This window comes from Epibacterium ulvae, from assembly GCF_900102795.1.
GTDB classification, from domain to species: Bacteria; Pseudomonadota; Alphaproteobacteria; order Rhodobacterales; family Rhodobacteraceae; genus Epibacterium; species Epibacterium ulvae.
The window spans coordinates 121,697-140,278 of record NZ_FMWG01000008.1 but is presented as its reverse complement, the minus strand read 5'-3'; the positions used below and the strand labels follow the sequence as shown (position 1 = coordinate 140,278).

The window sequence follows — 18,582 nt, the reverse complement described above, 5'->3', positions numbered from 1 at the left end:
ATGACAGATCAAAAGATCACAGATCTCTTTATCATTGGCGGCGGCATCAACGGCTGCGGCATTGCGCGTGATGCGGCAGGTCGGGGCCTGAGCGTATCACTGGCTGAAATGAACGACCTTGCCTCTGCCACCTCATCAGCAGCAACCAAACTGTTCCACGGTGGGTTGCGCTATCTGGAATTCTTTGAGTTCCGTCTGGTTCAGGAGGCCCTGATCGAACGTGAAGTTTTGCTGAAAGCGATGCCCCACATCTCATGGCCGATGCGGTTTGTGCTGCCGTTTCATAAAGACATGCGCTTTGACAGCGAGACACCAACCTCCCGTCTGTTGACCAAAATCATGCCATGGATGAAAGGCCGCCGCCCCGCGTGGCTGATCCGTCTGGGGCTGTTTCTGTATGACACGCTTGGCAAACGCGGCATCTTGCCCGGCACCACCAAAATTGATCTGACCACCAGCCCGCTGGGCCAGCCAATCAAGGATAAGTTCAAAACCGCTTTTGAATATTCCGATTGCTGGGTCGAAGATGCCCGCCTTGTGATGATGAATGCCCGTGACGCACAGGCCCGCGGTGCGGAGATTATGACGCGCACCAAAGTCATCGGTGCCGAACGCACCGACGATCACTGGATTATTCGCTTGGAAGACACCACAACCGGTGAGACGCTGGAGCGACGCGCAAAACTGCTGGTCAATGCGGGCGGCCCTTGGGTTGCAGATGTTTTGCATCAGAAACTTGGCCAAAACAGCAAAGAAAACGTGCGCCTTGTGCGTGGCAGCCATCTGGTTGTGCCCAAGCTTTATGATCATGATCGCTGCTATTTCTTCCAAGGCACCGATGGTCGGATTATTTTTGCCATTCCGTATGAAGAAGATTTCACCCTAATCGGGACCACGGACGCAGATCACACAGATCCGCAGACCAAACCTGAATGCACGGATGAAGAACGCGATTACCTCTTGGCCTTTGCGTCGCAATATTTTGAAAAACCCATCGCCAAAGATCAGGTGGTCTGGAGTTACTCTGGCGTGCGCCCACTGTATGATGATGGCGCCAGCTCTGCCACAGCGGCGACACGCGAATATGTCTTGTCACTCGATACAAAAGCGGCCCCACTTCTGAATGTGTTTGGCGGCAAAATCACCACCTATCGCAAACTGGCCGAAGCGGCGCTTGTGAAAATCGGCGCAGCCCTCCCCGGCGTCAGCGGCGCCTGGACCGCAGGCGTCGCACTTCCCGGTGGGGATTTCCCAGTTGAAGACGTAAAGGTGCTGCAAGATAAGCTTGCGATGGATTACCCCTTCCTGGACCCTTATGCGACCCGCCGCATGATCCGCGCCTATGGCACCGAAGCCTGGGAGGTTCTGGGCGACGCAACTCAGGCCGAAGACCTCGGTCAGGCTTTTGGAGCAACGCTAACAGCGCGGGAACTGGACTGGGCAATTGCACGCGAGTGGGTGCGCTCAGGCGAAGACTTCCTGTGGCGCCGCACAAAATTAGGTCTGCGCTTGGACGAATCTGAACGGTCCGCAGTTGAGACCTACATCAAAGAAAAAGTCGCACTGCCAAACTCATAAAGGCAAAAGAGTAAAGGGGCGGCTCCCGCCCCTTTTCCGTGACCCCGATTTAAAATCGGCCTCCCTCAAAAGCGTTGGGCCGGGCGGTGGCGCTGCCGAAGGCAGCGCCACCGCCCCCCGGCGATTTGCGAAGCAAAGCGCAAAACCTCTAGCCGAAGCAATCAGCTTTGCTCCAAACGTCAGCTCAGAATTCGACCCCTTTCTGTGCTTTGATACCTGCGCGGAAAGGATGTTTGATCTGCTCCATATTGGTCACAAGATCAGCGATCTCAATCAATTCTTCCTTGGCATTGCGCCCTGTCAAAACCACATGGGTCATTGCCGGTTTCTGCTCCACCAGAAACTCCAGCACCTCATCCAGATCCAGATATTCATAGCGCAGCGCAATATTGATCTCGTCCAAAAGCACCATCGTGTTGCGCTCATCCAGGATCATCTCTTTGGCCTTTTCCCAGCCTTTACGCGCCGCCGCGATATCGCGCGCCTTGTCCTGCGTTTCCCAGGTGAATCCCTCGCCCATCGCGTAAAACTGGCATAAATCACCAAAGTTTTCTTCGATCAGGGTCCGCTCTCCAGTGGCCCAGGCGCCTTTGATAAACTGCACCACCGCGGAGGGCATCCCATGGGCGATACAACGCATGATCATACCAAACCCAGAAGAGGATTTCCCCTTCCCTGGCCCGGTATGGATGATGATCAGGCCTTTTTCGCCATCTTTATTCTGCATCATTCGATCGCGGGCGGCTTTCTTCTTGGCCATCTTTGATGCATGGCGCGCCGCGTCTTCTTCCGAAATGTCCACCTCAGATTTCTCACTCATGCCAATCTCCTCATGGTTTCACATCTCTTGACAAGGAAGCCCCCTATGGCGCAAGGGGATTGTTGTTGGTTCCCGGGGAAACCTGGGCGAAGAGGGAATGTGACAAAAAGCAGACTCAAAACTCTGCCTTTAAAAGCACAGCCGCCCCCGCGACCGTGACCGGATGAGACGACCAAATGCCACTGGGGGCCAAACCCCGGGAAGGCTGGTCGTTCACAAAGCAGCTGCTTTGACATCCGCAAGCCGGGAGACCTGCCAACACAGATGTAAACGGGCGGACGGGGTGTTCCGCGACCTGTCACGCAACGTCAGACTGGCGTTCGTGCTGGCCATCCCCAACCTGCCGGACGCAAAAGGAGTTGCGCCCAGATGGCTGAAGAAACCAAACCCGCAGAGGTCTTGCTGACCGTCTGTACAACCTGCCGCCGCGCAGATGTGGACCCGGAAGGTCCCCGTCCCGGCGCAATCCTGCTTGACGCACTCACCGAGGCTGGCCTGCCCGAAGGCGTTGCCATTCGCGGCGTCGAATGCCTCTCGGCCTGCACACGGGGCTGCTCCATGGTGCTCAGCGGTGGGGCTGATCGCTATTCTTATGTTTACGGTGATCTTGATCCAGCTGAACACGTGGCAGATATTCTGGCCGGTGCTGCGGCTTATGCCAAAACCACCGATGGCCTTGTGCCCTGGCGCGAACGCCCAGTTGTGTTTCGCAAACAATCCATTGCCCGCATCCCGCCCCTTGCCTTGCCGGAACAGGAGTGATCCCCATGACCGCATTGAATAAAATTCCCGTCACTGTCATCACTGGGTTTCTGGGCGCTGGTAAAACCACGCTGATCCGCCATCTGATGCAAAACCCACAAGGCAAGCGTCTGGCTGTGGTAGTCAATGAATTTGGCACCGCCGGTGTAGATGGTGACATTCTGAAATCCTGTTCAGATGACAATTGTCCAGCTGAAAACATTATGGAGCTGGCCAACGGCTGTATCTGCTGCACCGTGGCCGATGATTTCATTCCCACCATCGAACGCCTGATGGCACTGCCTGAGACACCTGAACACATCATTATCGAAACTTCGGGTCTGGCCCTGCCGAAACCTTTGCTCAAAGCCTTTGACTGGCCTGCAATCCGCTCTCGCATCACTGTAGATGGGGTGATTGCACTGGCCGACGCGGAAGCCGTCGCCAAAGGACAATTTGCCACCGATCTTGATGCAGTTGAGGCCCAGCGCGCCGCCGACGAGGGGATTGATCACGAAACGCCTTTGTCAGAACTGTTCAAAGATCAGATCTCATGTGCGGATATCATCCTGTTGTCCAAAGCAGATCTTGCTGGCGGAGACGGCGTTGAAACAGCCCGTGCCGTGATCGAAAAAGAAGCGCCGCGTAAATTGCCCGTTCTGCCGATGACAGAAGGCGTGATTGATCCGCGCGTGATTCTTGGTCTGGAAGCGGCCGCCGAAGACGATCTTGAGGCGCGCCCCAGCCACCACGAACATCACCATCATCACCACGACGACGATCATGATCACGAGCACCACCATCATCACGATCACAGCCATGATGATTTTGAAAGCATCGTGGTTGAAATGGGAGAGGTTGCCGACCCCGAAGACCTGCAAAATCGCATCATCGCCATGGCCCGCAGCCGAAACATTCTGCGCGTAAAAGGCTATATCGCGGTTCAAGGCAAACCGATGCGCATGTTGGTTCAGGCCGTGGGCGAACGTCTGCGCGCGCAATATGATCAGCCTTGGGGCAGCCAGCCGCGCAAAACGCAGCTGGTTGTGATTGCGGAACACGACAATATTGATACCGCAGGCATCCACGCAGATCTGGGGGCGTAATATGCCCACCGGCGCGTCCCTTTTGTCACGCATGCCTCCGTCTGGCCTGACAGCCCGGCGGTGCCTGCATTGGAGCTGATCCATGCACGTCGTCTTTCGTGAAAGCCACGGTCTAGATCAGACAGACACGCCACAGGATTTGGGGCAAACGCCTGCAGATCTTGTGGTCTTGTCGTTTTCCGACAGTGATCTCGGCGCGTTTGCCGCCGGGTGGCAGCGCGGGCGTGCGCGCCTGCCCAGCCTGCGCCTTGCCAATTTGGTGGCTCTGAAACACCCGCTTTCTGTTGATGTCTACGCAGAACAAACCCTTGATGGCGTAAAAGGCATTCTTGTGCGCCTGATTGGCGGGGAAAGCTATTGGCCTTATGGCCTGGCAACACTGCAGGATCTGGCGCGGCGTAAAGGCCTTGCGCTTGCCATCCTGCCTGCCGATGGTCGCGAAGATCCCCGGCTGGATGAACTTTCGACCCTACCTGTCTCTACGCTGCGACGTCTGCAGGCGCTGTGTGACGCTGGCGGCGCTGTCGCAGCACAAGCCGCACTGGCTCAGTTCTCACTTGCTGCAGGGCTTTATGCGGGCCCCGTGCGTGGCGTTAAATCCATATCAGAATATGGGTTTTACGACCCAGACGACGGCGTCATTGATCCACCTTGCAAGGGCGACAAACCTCTGGTTCTGATCAGTTTTTATCGCTCTTACCTCACCGCAGCCGATACCGCCCCGATTGACGCGCTGATCGCTGAATTGCGCGCGCGCGGCTATGCGGCCTTTGGTCTGTTCACAACCAGCCTGAAATCCCCCGCCGCCGCAGAGTGGGTTCGCACCACACTCCCCGCGCTTGCGCCCGCAGCGATCATCAATGCAACCGCCTTTAGCGCGCAAGGATCCGATGGCAGCGCCTCCCCTTTGAACACAACCGGCTGCCCTGTCTTCCAGGTGGCGCTGTCCACCGCACGACGCAAGGATTGGGCCGAGGCCGACCGCGGCCTCTCTCCTGCAGACCTTGCAATGCATGTGGTCCTGCCCGAGGTTGATGGACGTCTCTTTGCAGGTGTTGTCAGCTTTAAAGCGCCGGGGAAAAAAGATCCTGACCTTGAATATTCCCGCTTTGCACATCGCGCCGATGCAGCTCGGGTGTCTGCGGTTCTGGATCGCGTCGAGGGCTGGTTACAACTCGCCACCACTCCAGCCGCTGAAAAACGCGTGGCGCTGGTACTGTCGACCTATCCGGGCCGCGATCACAATCTGGCCCATGCAGTGGGTCTGGACGCCCTTGCCTCTTGTGAACAGATCCTCAAAACGCTCAAAGATCACAAGTATGATGTCGCTGCGCAATCTGATCTTGGCCAGCGCCTCGGCACTGAAACATGCGCCCTGCCGCTGGAGCAATACCAACACGCGCTCGCGCAACTGCCCGAGGCGCTGCAAACGCGCCTTGCCGCGGCCTGGGGCGCGCCACAAGACGATCCGGATCTGCGCGACGGGGCGTTCCATTTCAAAGCCATCCGCAGCGGCAAAGCCCTGATTGCGCTGCAACCCGAACGGGGCGAGGTGAAAACCCGCGTAGACGACTATCATGATCTCGACCGCACCCCGCGCCATGCCTATGTGGCCTTTTACCTCTGGCTACAGGCACAAGTCGATTGCCTCACCCATATCGGGGCTCATGGCACGCTTGAATGGCTGCCAGGAAAATCAGTCGCCCTCTCTGAAACCTGCTGGCCCGAGGCGCTCACCGGGGCTTTGCCTGTGGTCTATCCTTTTATTGTCAATGATCCGGGTGAAGCAGCGCAGGCAAAGCGGCGCATCGGTGCGGTAACTCTTGGCCATTTGCCGCCCCCCCTGGCGCAAACTGCACTGCCCGAAGGCATGGCTCGACTGGAAAGTCTGCTGGATGAATATTCAACGGCGGATGGACTGGATCCAGCCCGCCGCGATCGCCTGATCGATGATATCCGCGCCGAAGCCCAGGGCACCGGGGTTGAAGCTGATCTGGGCCTGACGGCTGACACCTCACCTGCCGAAGCCATCACCCGGATTGATGCCTTTGTCTGCGACATCAAGGAAAGCCAATATGGCGACGGGCTGCATATCTTTGGCACCGGCAGCTGCGGTGCCGCGGAACAGGCAGGCCTGATTGCGGCTCTGAACGGGCAGCTTGTGCCGCCCGGCCCCTCCGGATCCCCGTTTCGGGGGCGCACAGATGTGATGCCCACCGGGCGCAACCTCTTTACAACCGATCCACGGGCGGTGCCTTCCCGCGCGGCGCATGCGCAAGGGGTCAAACTGGCGGAAGAGCTGTTGCGCCGCCATCTTCAGGACCATGGCGACTGGCCCAAAGGGCTGGTCATTGATCTTTGGGGATCTGCCACCATGCGCACCGCTGGGGAAGAATTTGCAATGGCCCTGCATCTCGCGGGCCTGTCTCCACAATGGGATGACGCCTCAGAACGTGTTTCAGGCTTTGAAATCCTGCCTCTGGCCCTGTTAAACCGACCGCGTATTGATGTCACGTTGCGGGTCTCGGGCCTGTTCCGGGATGTCTTTCCCGGCCTGGCCCAGATGTTTGAAACCGCCGCAGCCGCCTTGGCTACGCGCGACGAAAGCTCTGCCGACAATCCTTACAATCAATCTACACCGCGTGTCTTTGGCCCCAAACCGGGTCAATACGGTCTCTCTATGGGCGCGCATCTGGACGATTATACGCCCGAAGCCCGAAGCGCTGCAGGCGAAGCCTGGCTGGCAGCCTCATCACACGCGATTGATGCAAAAGGGGAAATCACTCTCGCGCGGGAAGCATTGGAAACCCGTCTGGAAACTGCGGACAGTTTTGTACACCTGCAAGACCTGCCTGAAACAGATCTTCTGGTCGCAAGCGATTACGCCGCGCATGAGGCCGGCTTTGCAGCCGCCATGGCCCGATTGGGGCGCGCAAAACCTGCGCTGTATCATATGGATGCCACACGCCCCGATCAGCCCAAGGCGCGCGATCTAAGTGAAGAGATTGCCCGTGTGACCCGCGCGCGCGCGGCCAATCCCGACTGGGCCTCTTCCATGATGCGCCATGGGTTCCGGGGCGGCGCGGAAATCGCTGCCACCCTTGATCATATGGCAGCCTTTGCGCATCTGGCAGAGGCCGTGCCCGCGCATCTCTTTGATCTTTATTTCGAGGCCACGCTTGGGCGGCCAGATCTGGTTGACTTTCTGGAGCAGGAAAACCCTGCCGCCCTGCAGGCGATGCGCGACCGATTTACCGCGCTGCGGGCAGCAGGGTTGTGGCAGACTCGCCGCAATTCAATCCTCGCAACCTTGGAGGGGGGTGCATGAGCGGTGCACCAAAGGTGTATGGATGGTGCCCCGGTGCATTGCGTCCAATGATGTCCGGTGATGGGCTGATTGTACGCCTGCGCGCGCCCCTTGGTCGTCTGTCCCAAAGACAGGCCCATGGCATTGCAGATCTCTCTCTCTCCTGCGGCAATGGTCTGATGGATCTGTCATCACGCGGAAACCTGCAGCTGCGCGGCATCACAGAGGGCAGCCATGCTAAACTCCTGTGTGGCTTAGATAAACTTGACCTTCTGGATACGGACGTGACGCAGGAAGCCCGCCGGAACATCCTATGTACACCGCTTTGGCAACAAGGCGACCTGACCCACCAGGTGGCAGACCAGCTTGCCGATGCCCTCTCCAAAGCAAGCGATTTGGCACTGCCCTCAAAATTCGGCTTTGCAGTCGACTGCGGATTGACGCCAGTTCTACAAGACATATCCGCCGATATTCGTTTTGAATATCATACAGATACCGAGGTTCTTCTGGTTGCTGATGGCGCACCAACCGGTCGACCAACCCCTGTTGCAGACGCGGCGGAGGCCGCTGTCGAACTTGCCCTTTGGTTTCTCTCCCATGGCGGCGCACCCGAAGGTCGCGGCAGGATGCACCGTCTCATCGCGCGCCGCGGGCCACCACACGCGCATGGAACACGCCGGCGCAAAAGCGCTTTGAAGCCACGTCCCGGTACAACCGCCAGCGGCTGTTTTGTGGGGCTGGAGTTCGGTCAGATCTCAGCAGAAACCTTACACCAATTGGCTGATCGCTCTGCCCTGCGGCTAACGCCTTGGCATATGCTTTTGCTCGAAGAGGTTAACCAAATTACGCCCTTACCCGGTCTGATTCTGGAGGCAACGGATCCGCGCCTGCAGGTCTTTGCCTGTACCGGCGCACCCGGCTGCCTGCAGGCGCTTTCCTCCACCCGTGCCTTGGCGCGTGATCTTGTCGAACATATCCCACCGGGTCAAACCCTGCATATCTCTGGCTGTGAAAAAGGATGTGCCTATCCCAAAACAGCTTCGCTTGTGTTGCGCGCAACAGAAACTGATTGCTTTGACCTCATCCATAATGGCACAGCCGCAGATGAATCAAAAATGTCACCTCTAGATGCTGCCGCTCTGCGCGCCTCGCCTGATCTATTGCAAAAGAGTCCGTAACCCATGCCACACACTTATGAAACAAATGGCGCAGCGATCTACGCTGAAAGCTTTGCGACGATCCGAGCCGAAGCCGATCTGGCGCGGTTCAACAAAGATGAAGAAAGCGTTGCAGTCCGCATGATCCATGCCGCCGGCATGGTGGGTCTGGAAGAGCACATCGTTTTTGCAGATGATATGGCCCGCGTGGCACGTGATGCATTGGCTGAAGGTGCTCCCATTCTGTGTGATGCCTATATGGTCTCTGAAGGCATCACACGTCCGCGTCTGCCTGCCAACAATGACGTCATCTGCACCCTGCGTGACCCCAAGGTGCCGGAACTGGCAAAAGAAATGTCAAACACGCGGTCTGCTGCCGCACTGGAGCTGTGGCGCCCGCAACTGGCAGGTGCGATTGTTGCAATTGGCAATGCCCCCACGGCCTTGTTTCATCTACTCAACATGCTGGAAGACCCGGCATGCCCGCGCCCGGCCGCTATCATCGGATGTCCCGTTGGATTTGTGGGCGCCCGAGAGTCTAAAGACGCTTTGATGCAAGATCGCCCTGTGCCATCGATGATCGTGCGCGGCCGCCTTGGTGGATCGGCAATTACTGTGGCAGCGGTCAATGCGCTTGCCAGCTGGAAGGAATAAGACGCCATGACCGCTGGCAAAATCATTTGTGCAGGCCTTGGCCCTGGTGACCCCGACCTGATGAGCCTTCGCTCTTACCGGGCCATTCAGGGCGCGCGCCATGTGGCCTATTTCCGCAAAGCAGGTCGAAAAGGGCAGGCCCGGACATTGGTCGCAGATCTTTTGCCTGCTGGCGTGGTAGAACACGCGATGGAATATCCGGTCACCACCGAGATCCCTTTCTCGGATCCTGAATACAACCGGCTCCTTTCAGAATTCTATGATCAATGGGCTGAAACGCTTGCGGAGATGGCGCAGACAGAAGAAGTGGTAGTGCTATGTGAAGGAGACCCTTTCTTATACGGCTCGTTCATGCATCTTTACACACGTCTGCAAGGGCGTTGCCCGGTTGAAGTCATCCCCGGTATCACTGGCATGTCGGGTTGCTGGACCGCCTCTGGCCAGCCGATCACCTGGGGGGATGACGTGCTGACTGTTGCCATGGCAACGCTCAGCGAGGACGAACTGGCCCGTCGTGCCGCAGACACAGATGCGCTTGTTGTGATGAAAATCGGGCGAAATCTTCCAAAGCTGCGACGCGCTTTAGAACGGGCCGGACGCAGCGAGGACGCATGGTTGATTGAACGGGGCACAATGCCCGGAGAAACCGTGCAGCGCCTGTCAGAGATCAGCGGACCCGTTCCTTATTTCTCGATTGTCTTAATTCACGGACAGGGACGCCGCCCATGACACCCGTTACATCCGGTTCGCTGATTGTCGCAGGGCTTGGTCCGGGCGATGATGCATTGATCACGCAAGAAGTGCGTGACGCAATTGATCAGGCCACTGATATTGTTGGCTATATTCCCTATGTAAAACGTATTCCCGCGCGCCCCGGCCTGACCCTGCACGCCAGTGACAACCGTGTCGAGCTGGAGCGGGCCTCCCATGCTTTGGAAATGGCCGCGGCCGGACAGCGCGTGGTTGTGGTTTCCTCCGGTGATCCCGGTGTTTTTGCAATGGCCTCAGCCCTGTTTGAAGCCCTGGAAACTGGCCCCAAGGCCTGGCTGGATCTTGATATTCGTGTTTTGCCGGGTATTACCGCGATGCTGGCTGCAGCGGCACAGATTGGTGCACCCCTTGGGCATGATTTTGCAGCGATCAACCTGAGCGACAATCTAAAACCGTGGGATCTGATCGAAACCCGCTTACGGGCTGCTGGGGAAGCCGGGTTTGCCATGGCCTTTTACAATCCCCGCTCCAAATCACGTCCGCATCAGTTTGCACGGGCTTTGGAAATCTTACGCGAAGCTTGCGGCCCGGATGTGTTGATCTCATTTGCCCGCGATGTGACCAAACCCACACAAAAGATCCTCACCGTTACACTCGCTGAAGCGCGCGCCGAAATGGCGGATATGCGCACCATGGTTGTTGTTGGCAATCGTGATACCCGCCGCATAGGGCCGCATGTCTATACGCCCCGTTCCGTCACATGATCCGTCGCAAGCCATTCCATAACGTCAGCCACAGTGGCAAAGATCTGGCGGTCTGGGACCTGAGGTCGCTCAATCAAAATGACCGGCAGATTCAGGTTGCGCGCCGCTTTCAGCTTGGCCACAGCACCCGTCCCCCCTGCGTTTTTTGCCACGACATGGGTAATGTTATGTGCACGCATCAGGGCGAGATCTCCGTCCACATCAAAGGGACCCCGGGCGATCACAGCCTGTGCATAGGGCAACGGCAAATCCGCGACAGGCGGATCCACCAAACGCAGCAGGTAGAAATTGCGGGCCTTGGCCACAAACGGATCAAGCGTTTGTTTGCCAATCGCCAGAAAGACACGCGCGCCCTGTTCGGGAAGGGCTGCAACCGCAGCCGCAATATCCGCAACAGGCTGCCATCGATCTTCCGGCCCAGGCTGCCAAACCGGTCGCTGCAACGCGCACAGTCGCGCCCCTGTTTCGTGACAGGCAGCCACCGCATGTGCGCTCATCTGCGCTGCAAACGGATGTGTCGCGTCAATGACATGCGTGATCTTTTTGCTTGTGATATAGTCCACCAGACCTGCCACGCCCCCAAACCCGCCCTGCCGCATGGGCAAGGGTTGCAAGACCGGGCGTTTGGTGCGGCCTGCATAGGAAAACACCGCCCGACGCCCGGCTTTGGCCAAACAAGCCGCCATTTGCGACGCTTCTGTTGTGCCTCCAAGCAAGAGGATGTGCTCCATGTCTGACACCACTGCCTCTCCCTGGTTGACAATTGTTGGCCTGGGCGAAGATGGCCTGTCTGGCCTGTCAGATGCAAGCCGATCTGCGCTCAAAGATGCTCAGATCATCTTTGGCGGACCACGCCATCTTGATCTGGTGCAAGCAGGCCCTCGCGGGCAGGCCTGGCCGGTTCCGTTTTCAACCAGTCCCGTTATAAAACACCGTGGAAGCCCTGTGGTGGTTCTCGCCTCTGGCGATCCTTTCTGGTTTGGTGCGGGGGGGTCTTTGATGCGCGATCTTGCGCCAGAGGAATGGGTGTCACACCCTGCACCTTCGTGTTTTTCACTTGCAGCCAGCGCATTGGGCTGGAAACTCGAAGAGAGCCAGTGTCTTGGCCTACATGCGGCCCCCTTTGAACACTTGCGACCGGTGTTAAGCCGGGGTGTCAAATTGTTGTGCACCTTGCGCGATGCGCAGGTACCGCAGGCGCTGGCAGACTGGCTGACGCAAAACGATCATGGCGATGCAACGCTGCATATCCTTGAGCGTCTTGGCGGACCTGCACAATCCATTCACAAATGCGCAGCACGCGCGTATCAGCACACCTGCAGGGGGGCTCCGGTTCTTGCGGCCATCGAGGCCACAAGCGCCGGGCTGCCGCGTGCTTCGGGGCTGTCGGATCACCATTTTCAAAACGATGGGCAAATCACCAAACGTCCTATCCGCGCGCTGACACTTTCGGCGCTGGCCCCACGCCCGAATGAATTGTTATGGGATATTGGCGGCGGTTCAGGCTCTATTTCGGTTGAATGGTGCCTGTCTGCGCCCGCGGCCCGGGCGATCACGTTTGAGGTTCGTGCTGATCGTTTAAAAAACATTCAGGCAAATGCTGCATTATTTGGTCTCTCCCACCGGATCTTCCCCGTCCTTGGCTCCGCGCCTGACATTCTCAAGGACATTGAGACCCCCGATTGCGTCTTTGTGGGTGGTGGCGGGTCCAAAGCGCTTTTTGCACATCTTTGGCAGATCTTACCTGTTGGCACCCGGATCGTTGCAAATGGTGTCACGCTTGAAACTGAAACCGTGTTGATGACTGCGCATCAAGACTATGGCGGCCATCTGTTGAAAGTAGACCTGTCAGAGGTTGCAGCTCTTGGACGTATGCGCGCATGGGATAGAAGCCGCCCTGTTATCCAGTGGAGCGTCACACGATGAAAATCGCAGGCATCGGATTTAAAAGCTGCGTCCCCTCTTCCACGTTGGAAGAGGTCCTGAAACAAACAGGGCAGACAACAGACGCTATCACAGTTTTACGTTCAAAAGCACAGATCCCGGCCTTTCAGAGCTTTGCACAAAAGCTGGCCCTGCCGGTGATCTTGCTTGACGAAGACGATATAGTCGGCGAACAGACCCCTACTTTTTCTGCGCGGATCAAAACGCGCTTTGGCACCGGTTCTGTTGCAGAAGCGCTCGCGCTTGTTGTGGCCCGTCGTTATGGACAAGACGTGCAACTGATCCACCCAAGAGACATATCAGCGGATGGCCAAGCCACCGTCGCAATTGCGGAGACCCGATCATGACTGTTCACTTTATCGGAGCTGGCCCCGGTGCCGCTGATTTGATCACCCTACGCGGCCGAGATCTGATCGCAGCCTGTCCTGTCTGCCTTTATGCAGGTTCTCTGGTGCCTGAAGAGCTGTTGCAGCACTGCCCAGAGGGCGCCCATATCGTCAATACGGCCTCCCTCTCATTGGATGAGATCATCGCAGAAATCAAAGCGGCACATAACGCTGGAAAAGATGTGGCGCGGCTGCATTCAGGGGATCTGTCAGTGTGGTCTGCCATGGGAGAACAGTTGCGCCGCCTGCGCGCCGAAAAGATCCCTTATGATGTGACACCTGGCGTGCCCTCTTTTGCGGCCGCAGCTGCAGCACTGGGGGCCGAATTGACATTGCCTGGAGTGGCTCAATCGCTGGTTTTAACCCGCACATCCGGACGTGCCTCAGCCATGCCTGATGGCGAAACGTTGGAAAACTTTGGCAAAACGGGTGCCACGCTGGCGATTCATCTTTCCGTTCACGTGTTGGAAGATGTGATTGCGCGTCTCATTCCCCATTACGGCGCAGATTGTCCTGTGGCTGTCATCTGGCGTGCCACATGGCCGGATCAACGCATTGTAAAGGCCACGCTGGAAACCCTCGAAGAGGCAACCGAGGGCGAGCGCGGACGCACCGCCCTGATCGTCGTGGGACGTGCAATCGGAGCAGAGGAGTTTGACGAGAGCTGTCTTTATGCAGGAGATTACGATCGTCGCTACCGTCCGGTCGGCACCCATCCCCGTTTTCCTGAAGGACAAGACACATGACACATGGGTTGATGATATCAGCACCCGCCTCCGGGACGGGCAAAACAACTGTAATGCTAGGCCTTCTGCGCGCGTTTCAGGAAGATGGCTTGTCCGTGCAGCCGTTCAAAAGCGGCCCTGATTACATCGATCCGGCCTTTCACCTTGCAGCTGCGAAACGTGCCTCGTTCAATCTGGACAGCTGGGCGATGGATGCGCCGCTTTTCAGCGCCATCGCTGCGCAATCCTCTGGAGCAGATATTTGCATCGGTGAAGGCTCTATGGGGCTTTTTGATGGTGTTGCAACACGCGGGCAAAACGGATTTGGCAGCTCTGCAGAGACGGCAAAACAGATGGGCTGGCCTGTTGTTCTGGTCATTGATGTGGGGGGGCAAGCGCAATCAGCAGCTGCGACAGCCTTGGGGTTTAAAGCCTATGACCCTGAGCTGCCCTTTGCGGGGGTGATTTTGAACCGGGTCGCCAGCCCGCGCCACGAACGTCTGACCCGGCTGGGGATGGAACGTGCTGGCATTAAAGTCCTTGGTGCGCTCCCACGGCGCGGAGACCTTGCCCTGCCGGAACGGCATCTTGGATTGATACAAGCGGTTGAGCATCCTGATCTTGAGGCTGCGATCTCTGGCTACGCTGCCTTTTTGCGCGAACATGTTGATCTTGACGCGTTGCGCGCGGCCGCCTTTGGCGGCCGCGCGCCCGCGGCGCGGGGGGGCATGGCAGGCCAAGGCTTGCCATGCCCCCCCGCGCAACGCATCGCGCTCGCGCGCGATGCGGCTTTCTCATTCACCTATCCACATTTATTGAAAGGGTGGAAAGACGCCGGCGCTGAGATCTTACCTTTCTCACCCTTGGCAAATGAAGCCCCTGCTGCAGATGCTGATCTTGTCTGGCTGCCCGGAGGCTATCCAGAACTTCACGGTGGCACATTGGCCAATGCCGAAACCTTCAGAAAAGGCTTACAAAAACACGCTGAGACCAAGCCTGTTCACGGTGAATGCGGCGGCTATATGGCCCTTGGCGCCGCACTTATAGATAAAGAAGGCAATCGCCATCAGATGGCAGGCCTGCTCGGGCTTGTGACCTCTTACGAGAAGCGCAAATTCCATCTTGGGTACCGGCGCGCCGTCTTGCAGGCCCCAATGCCCGGATTTTCAGCGCAGCAAGCTCTGCGCGGGCACGAGTTCCACTATTCAACGATCTTGGATGAACCTGACGCCCCGCTTGCGGAAGTCTTCGATGCCGATGGCAAACCAGTCCCAGAAACCGGGTCGATAAAAGGCCATGTCACCGGCACCTTCTTTCATCTGATCACCGGAGAAACAGCATGAGCGGATTTGTCAGCTTTGTTTCATCCGGCCCGGGTGATCCCGACCTTCTGACACTCAAAGCCGTCAAACGACTTGAGCAGGCTGAGGCTATTCTGTTTGATGATCTTTCTTCCGGTCCGATCTTATCACATGCTCATAAGGATGCGGATCTTGTCGGCGTCGGAAAACGCGCTGGGCGTCCCTCTCCCAAACAAGACCACGTGAGCACACTTCTGGTCGAATACGCCCAAAGCGGCGCGCGTGTTGTGCGCCTGAAATCCGGTGACGGAGGTATCTTTGGCCGCCTTGAGGAGGAACTCCTTGCGTTGCGCGCGGCTGGCATTCCTTATGAAATCATCCCCGGCGTCACCGCTGCCTCAGCCGCGGCCGCGGCTGCAGGCATCCCCCTGACGCGCCGCATGACCGCGCGCCGCCTGCAATATATTACAGGGCATGGCATTACGGGCGCCTTGCCCGAAGATCTGAATATGCCAGCCCTTGCTGATCCCGAAGCCACCACCGTTGTTTACATGGGCAAACGCACCTTTGCCGAACTGGCTGAAAAATTGATTGCGGCCGGACTTCCTGCAGACACTCCAGCCTTGGTGGCCATCGGTATCTCTACCCCGGATCAAGATCTCAAACACGCCACTGTTGGAGCGCTGCCAAAATATCTGAACGCGCTTGAAACCACAGCCCCTATTTTGATCCTTTATGGCCCTTTGGCAGATATGGACGCGTTTCCAGATGTATGAGCTGACACTCATCGGGATTGGCACCGGTAACCCGGATCACCTCACACTTGCAGCGGTGCGCGCGCTCAACGCGCAGGATCTGATCCTGATCCCCAACAAAGGTGCAGGCAAAGATGATCTGGCGGCGCTTCGTCACGACATCTGCGCGGCGGTCATCCATTCACCCGGCCCGCATATCACCGAGTTTGAGCTGCCGGAACGTGACACCCGCACGCAAGACTACCGCCGACGCGTGGATGACTGGCATGATATCATTGCCGATATCTGGTGGCAAAACATAACCACCACATGTCCCGATGGCGGCAAAATTGGCTTCCTCGTCTGGGGTGATCCATCGCTTTATGACAGTACGATGCGCATCGCTCAGCGCCTCAAATCCCGTGCCGCGATCCAACTCACCGTTATTCCCGGCATCACATCAATACAAGCGCTTACCGCAGCACATGCGGTGCCCTTGAACGAAATCAACGGCGCTGTAACCCTGACAACTGGTCGCCAGATCCGCGACGGTGGGTGGCCCGCCTCGGCCGAAACTGTTGTTGTCATGCTCGATGGGCAATGTTCTTTTCAAACCTTACCACAAGACGGGTTACACATTTGGTGGACGGCTTATGCGGGCATGAAAAATGAAATTTCGATCAGCGGGCCACTTGCACAGGTTTCGACAGACATTCTTGAAAGACGCGCGCGAGCGCGGCAGGAACACGGGTGGCTGATGGATATCTACATGCTGCGCCGTTTTGCGGTTTAGCTCAGGTTCCTTATCTCTTTAAGTGATGTTTGCAGCCTTCAAGCCATTAAAAATTTATTTATTTATCACAACATGTATCGACGGGGCGGATTGGCAAACTCGGATCATGCACTGATACTGGCAATCATTAACCCTTCATATAACGATGAGATTGAGGACCCGAGTTCAGCTACACAGGGAGAGGTTCAACACAGGGCATGACACTCAAATTTAGGCGAAACTCGGTCACAAACTTAGACTGTTTGCAGTGATGTGTCGTCAGTTCCCCATCCATCAATGAAACAAGATCGCGGCTGATTGCCAGTCCAAGCCCGGTGCCGTTCTGAGTTGTATCGGGGCGAGCGTCAAATTGAGTAAACCGCTGAAAAATCGCGTCTTGGTTTGCAAAATCGACACCAATTCCTGTATCAAAAATAGATATTTGCAATCCCAAAGGATCATTATTTTTATCTGAAAACGTCGGCACCACCTTAAGCAAGATATGCCCCGTATCAGTGAATTTTACTGCGTTTGCAGTCAGATTGTTTACAATCTGCCCCACACGCACCGCATCTAACTTATAAAGTCGATGCAGACTATCATCCAACTCAAGCGCGACTTGTATCGGCTTTTCCAAGCGATGCACCAAGCCCCTCGTTGTTTCCAACCACTGATTGGCAAGAGAGCGGATATTTGCTTCATGCGGGTTTATCTCAATGCTGCCTGAATCCAGTCGGGACAGATCCAACACATTGACCAACTGTTCAAGCAGACGTTGCGCCGCGCGATGACCAACCGCAGCTTGCTGCCGGTGCCGGTCTGGTACATCCTCCCCCTCTTTGATCAGATGGAACAGACCAAGAATAGAATTGAGCGGATTGCGCACCTCATGGCTCATATTGCCCAGGAACGTCGTCCGCGCCTGAGCAGCCTGGTTCGCGACCTTCTCTGCCTGCTCACGTGCTTGAATTTCATCCTTAAGTTCAGAAATATATCCAGAAACCCGCGCACGATAGCCTTCTACGGACATGCCAATCTGATCTAACGCATCCAGTTTGGAATGCCTCTTGCGGTCCAGTTTCAGTGCAGCACGAGCTTCCAGTGGGTTTGCATCAGACACATGGGCCGCGATTTTCAGCAAATGACGAATAATCATTCGATGCATAACAACCAACAAGGCGAGAGCTGCGAGATAAGCCTTTGCAACATTCGAAATCAATATAGTCCAGAATTCCGCCCAGATCCGGTCGCGTACAGCAGCCAAAGAGAGCTGAACCGTCAGCGTTCCGACAGAGGTCTCTCCGCGAGAAGCATGTGTCCGGGTCAGCGGATAGCTCCGCGAGATTGCCTCCATATCGGAGCTACCCTGCTCCCAGGAGTGGCCGGTCGGCGTATGCAATTCAACGTAGGCAACCGCTTCCGCAGTTAAGATGCCACCTAAAACGGTTTCAACTTGGTCAAAATCAAACTCCCAAAGTGCATGTTTAAGCGTGGGCACCATTGTCTGATCAATCTGATCAAGAACCTGTTCCACATCCATCTTTTGACGATTAAAACTGGAGTAGATCTGAATTGCCGTTGAAAAAACCGACAAGATACCGCTGATAATCAACGACGCCATCACAAGCCGTAGGCTCAGCCTATCAAAAGCAAATGATTTTATTGCTTTAAACATAAAAACCTTCCTAAACGCCTTCCCATGCGCAGAAAAGCGCAAGCGAACCAAAAATCGCATCGTACCTACGAGGCCCTGTAGACGCTCCGGGTATCGAAATTAGCGCTAGCAGGTTAAGGAAATATATTCATTGACAAAAACAGGCATCGCATGTGGGAAAGATCATGGATAGCGCTACTGTTGCAACAGCCTTGCCACCTGCACATG

17 protein-coding genes and 1 riboswitch are annotated in these 18,582 nt (G+C 56.6%); of the genes, 14 read left to right on the top strand and 3 right to left on the bottom strand.

Translation table 11 applies throughout. The features are described from left to right. On the top strand, positions 1-1,578 hold the full coding sequence (gene glpD / locus BLP79_RS13470; RefSeq protein WP_090219755.1) for a glycerol-3-phosphate dehydrogenase: 1,578 nt from the start codon (positions 1-3) through the stop codon (positions 1,576-1,578). Between the two features lie 184 nt (positions 1,579-1,762). On the opposite strand, the gene cobO is transcribed toward glpD, so the two are convergent. Next, entirely contained in the window at positions 1,763-2,398 is a 636-nt protein-coding gene (cobO, locus tag BLP79_RS13465) for a cob(I)yrinic acid a,c-diamide adenosyltransferase (RefSeq protein WP_090219753.1), read from the bottom strand. 49 nt (positions 2,399-2,447) lie between these two features. Beyond that, positions 2,448-2,672: riboswitch (cobalamin riboswitch) on the top strand. A 95-nt stretch (positions 2,673-2,767) separates the two neighbouring features. Here cobO and BLP79_RS13460 point away from each other — a divergent pair. From BLP79_RS13460 to cobJ, 7 genes are all read left to right on the top strand, one after another. Then, entirely contained in the window at positions 2,768-3,160 is a 393-nt protein-coding gene (locus BLP79_RS13460) for a DUF1636 family protein (RefSeq protein ID WP_090219752.1), read from the top strand. A gap of 5 nt (positions 3,161-3,165) precedes the next feature. Next, on the top strand, positions 3,166-4,245 hold the full coding sequence (gene cobW / locus BLP79_RS13455) for a cobalamin biosynthesis protein CobW (RefSeq protein WP_090219750.1): 1,080 nt from the start codon (positions 3,166-3,168) through the stop codon (positions 4,243-4,245). 82 nt (positions 4,246-4,327) lie between these two features. Continuing rightward, the gene (gene cobN / locus BLP79_RS13450) at positions 4,328-7,573 is read left to right on the top strand and encodes a cobaltochelatase subunit CobN (RefSeq protein WP_090219748.1); all 3,246 of its coding nucleotides are present in this window, start codon (positions 4,328-4,330) and stop codon (positions 7,571-7,573) included. Next, the gene (cobG, locus tag BLP79_RS13445; protein WP_090219746.1) at positions 7,570-8,730 is read left to right on the top strand and encodes a precorrin-3B synthase; all 1,161 of its coding nucleotides are present in this window, start codon (positions 7,570-7,572) and stop codon (positions 8,728-8,730) included. Before cobN ends, cobG begins: the two co-directional genes overlap by 4 nt. Before the next feature lie 3 nt (positions 8,731-8,733). Further along, positions 8,734-9,363 (top strand): precorrin-8X methylmutase, encoded by a 630-nt coding sequence (locus BLP79_RS13440; protein ID WP_090219744.1) that lies wholly within the window; start codon positions 8,734-8,736, stop codon positions 9,361-9,363. A 6-nt stretch (positions 9,364-9,369) separates the two neighbouring features. Beyond that, the gene (gene cobI / locus BLP79_RS13435; protein WP_090219742.1) at positions 9,370-10,092 is read left to right on the top strand and encodes a precorrin-2 C(20)-methyltransferase; all 723 of its coding nucleotides are present in this window, start codon (positions 9,370-9,372) and stop codon (positions 10,090-10,092) included. Continuing rightward, complete coding sequence (gene cobJ, locus BLP79_RS13430) at positions 10,089-10,838, top strand: precorrin-3B C(17)-methyltransferase (RefSeq protein WP_090219740.1); 750 nt, start codon at positions 10,089-10,091, stop codon at positions 10,836-10,838. The genes cobI and cobJ overlap by 4 nt, the downstream gene beginning before the upstream one ends. Here cobJ and BLP79_RS13425 read toward each other — a convergent pair. Further along, positions 10,814-11,569, bottom strand: a complete 756-nt coding sequence (locus BLP79_RS13425; RefSeq protein ID WP_090219737.1) for a cobalt-precorrin-6A reductase — start codon at positions 11,567-11,569, stop codon at positions 10,814-10,816. The genes cobJ and BLP79_RS13425 overlap by 25 nt on opposite strands. Here BLP79_RS13425 and cbiE point away from each other — a divergent pair. The 6 genes from cbiE to cobF are packed head-to-tail and all read left to right on the top strand — an operon-like array spanning position 11,568 to position 16,721. Continuing rightward, positions 11,568-12,764, top strand: a complete 1,197-nt coding sequence (cbiE, locus tag BLP79_RS13420; RefSeq protein WP_090219736.1) for a precorrin-6y C5,15-methyltransferase (decarboxylating) subunit CbiE — start codon at positions 11,568-11,570, stop codon at positions 12,762-12,764. The two genes, BLP79_RS13425 and cbiE, sit on opposite strands and share 2 nt — an antisense overlap. Further along, entirely contained in the window at positions 12,761-13,129 is a 369-nt protein-coding gene (locus BLP79_RS13415; RefSeq protein WP_090219734.1) for a cobalamin biosynthesis protein, read from the top strand. The genes cbiE and BLP79_RS13415 overlap by 4 nt, the downstream gene beginning before the upstream one ends. Next, positions 13,126-13,914 carry a precorrin-4 C(11)-methyltransferase gene (cobM, locus tag BLP79_RS13410; RefSeq protein WP_090219733.1) on the top strand — a complete coding sequence of 263 codons (789 nt, stop codon included), beginning with the start codon at positions 13,126-13,128 and terminating at the stop codon, positions 13,912-13,914. The genes BLP79_RS13415 and cobM overlap by 4 nt, the downstream gene beginning before the upstream one ends. Continuing rightward, the gene (locus BLP79_RS13405) at positions 13,911-15,236 is read left to right on the top strand and encodes a cobyrinic acid a,c-diamide synthase CobB (RefSeq protein ID WP_090219731.1); all 1,326 of its coding nucleotides are present in this window, start codon (positions 13,911-13,913) and stop codon (positions 15,234-15,236) included. Before cobM ends, BLP79_RS13405 begins: the two co-directional genes overlap by 4 nt. Beyond that, the gene (gene cobA / locus BLP79_RS13400) at positions 15,233-15,970 is read left to right on the top strand and encodes a uroporphyrinogen-III C-methyltransferase (RefSeq protein ID WP_090219729.1); all 738 of its coding nucleotides are present in this window, start codon (positions 15,233-15,235) and stop codon (positions 15,968-15,970) included. Before BLP79_RS13405 ends, cobA begins: the two co-directional genes overlap by 4 nt. Then, positions 15,963-16,721 (top strand): precorrin-6A synthase (deacetylating), encoded by a 759-nt coding sequence (cobF, locus tag BLP79_RS13395; RefSeq protein WP_090219727.1) that lies wholly within the window; start codon positions 15,963-15,965, stop codon positions 16,719-16,721. The genes cobA and cobF overlap by 8 nt, the downstream gene beginning before the upstream one ends. 169 nt (positions 16,722-16,890) lie before the next feature. On the opposite strand, the gene BLP79_RS13390 is transcribed toward cobF, so the two are convergent. Continuing rightward, positions 16,891-18,375 (bottom strand): sensor histidine kinase, encoded by a 1,485-nt coding sequence (locus BLP79_RS13390; protein WP_170830501.1) that lies wholly within the window; start codon positions 18,373-18,375, stop codon positions 16,891-16,893. Positions 18,376-18,582: the final 207 nt, after the last annotated feature.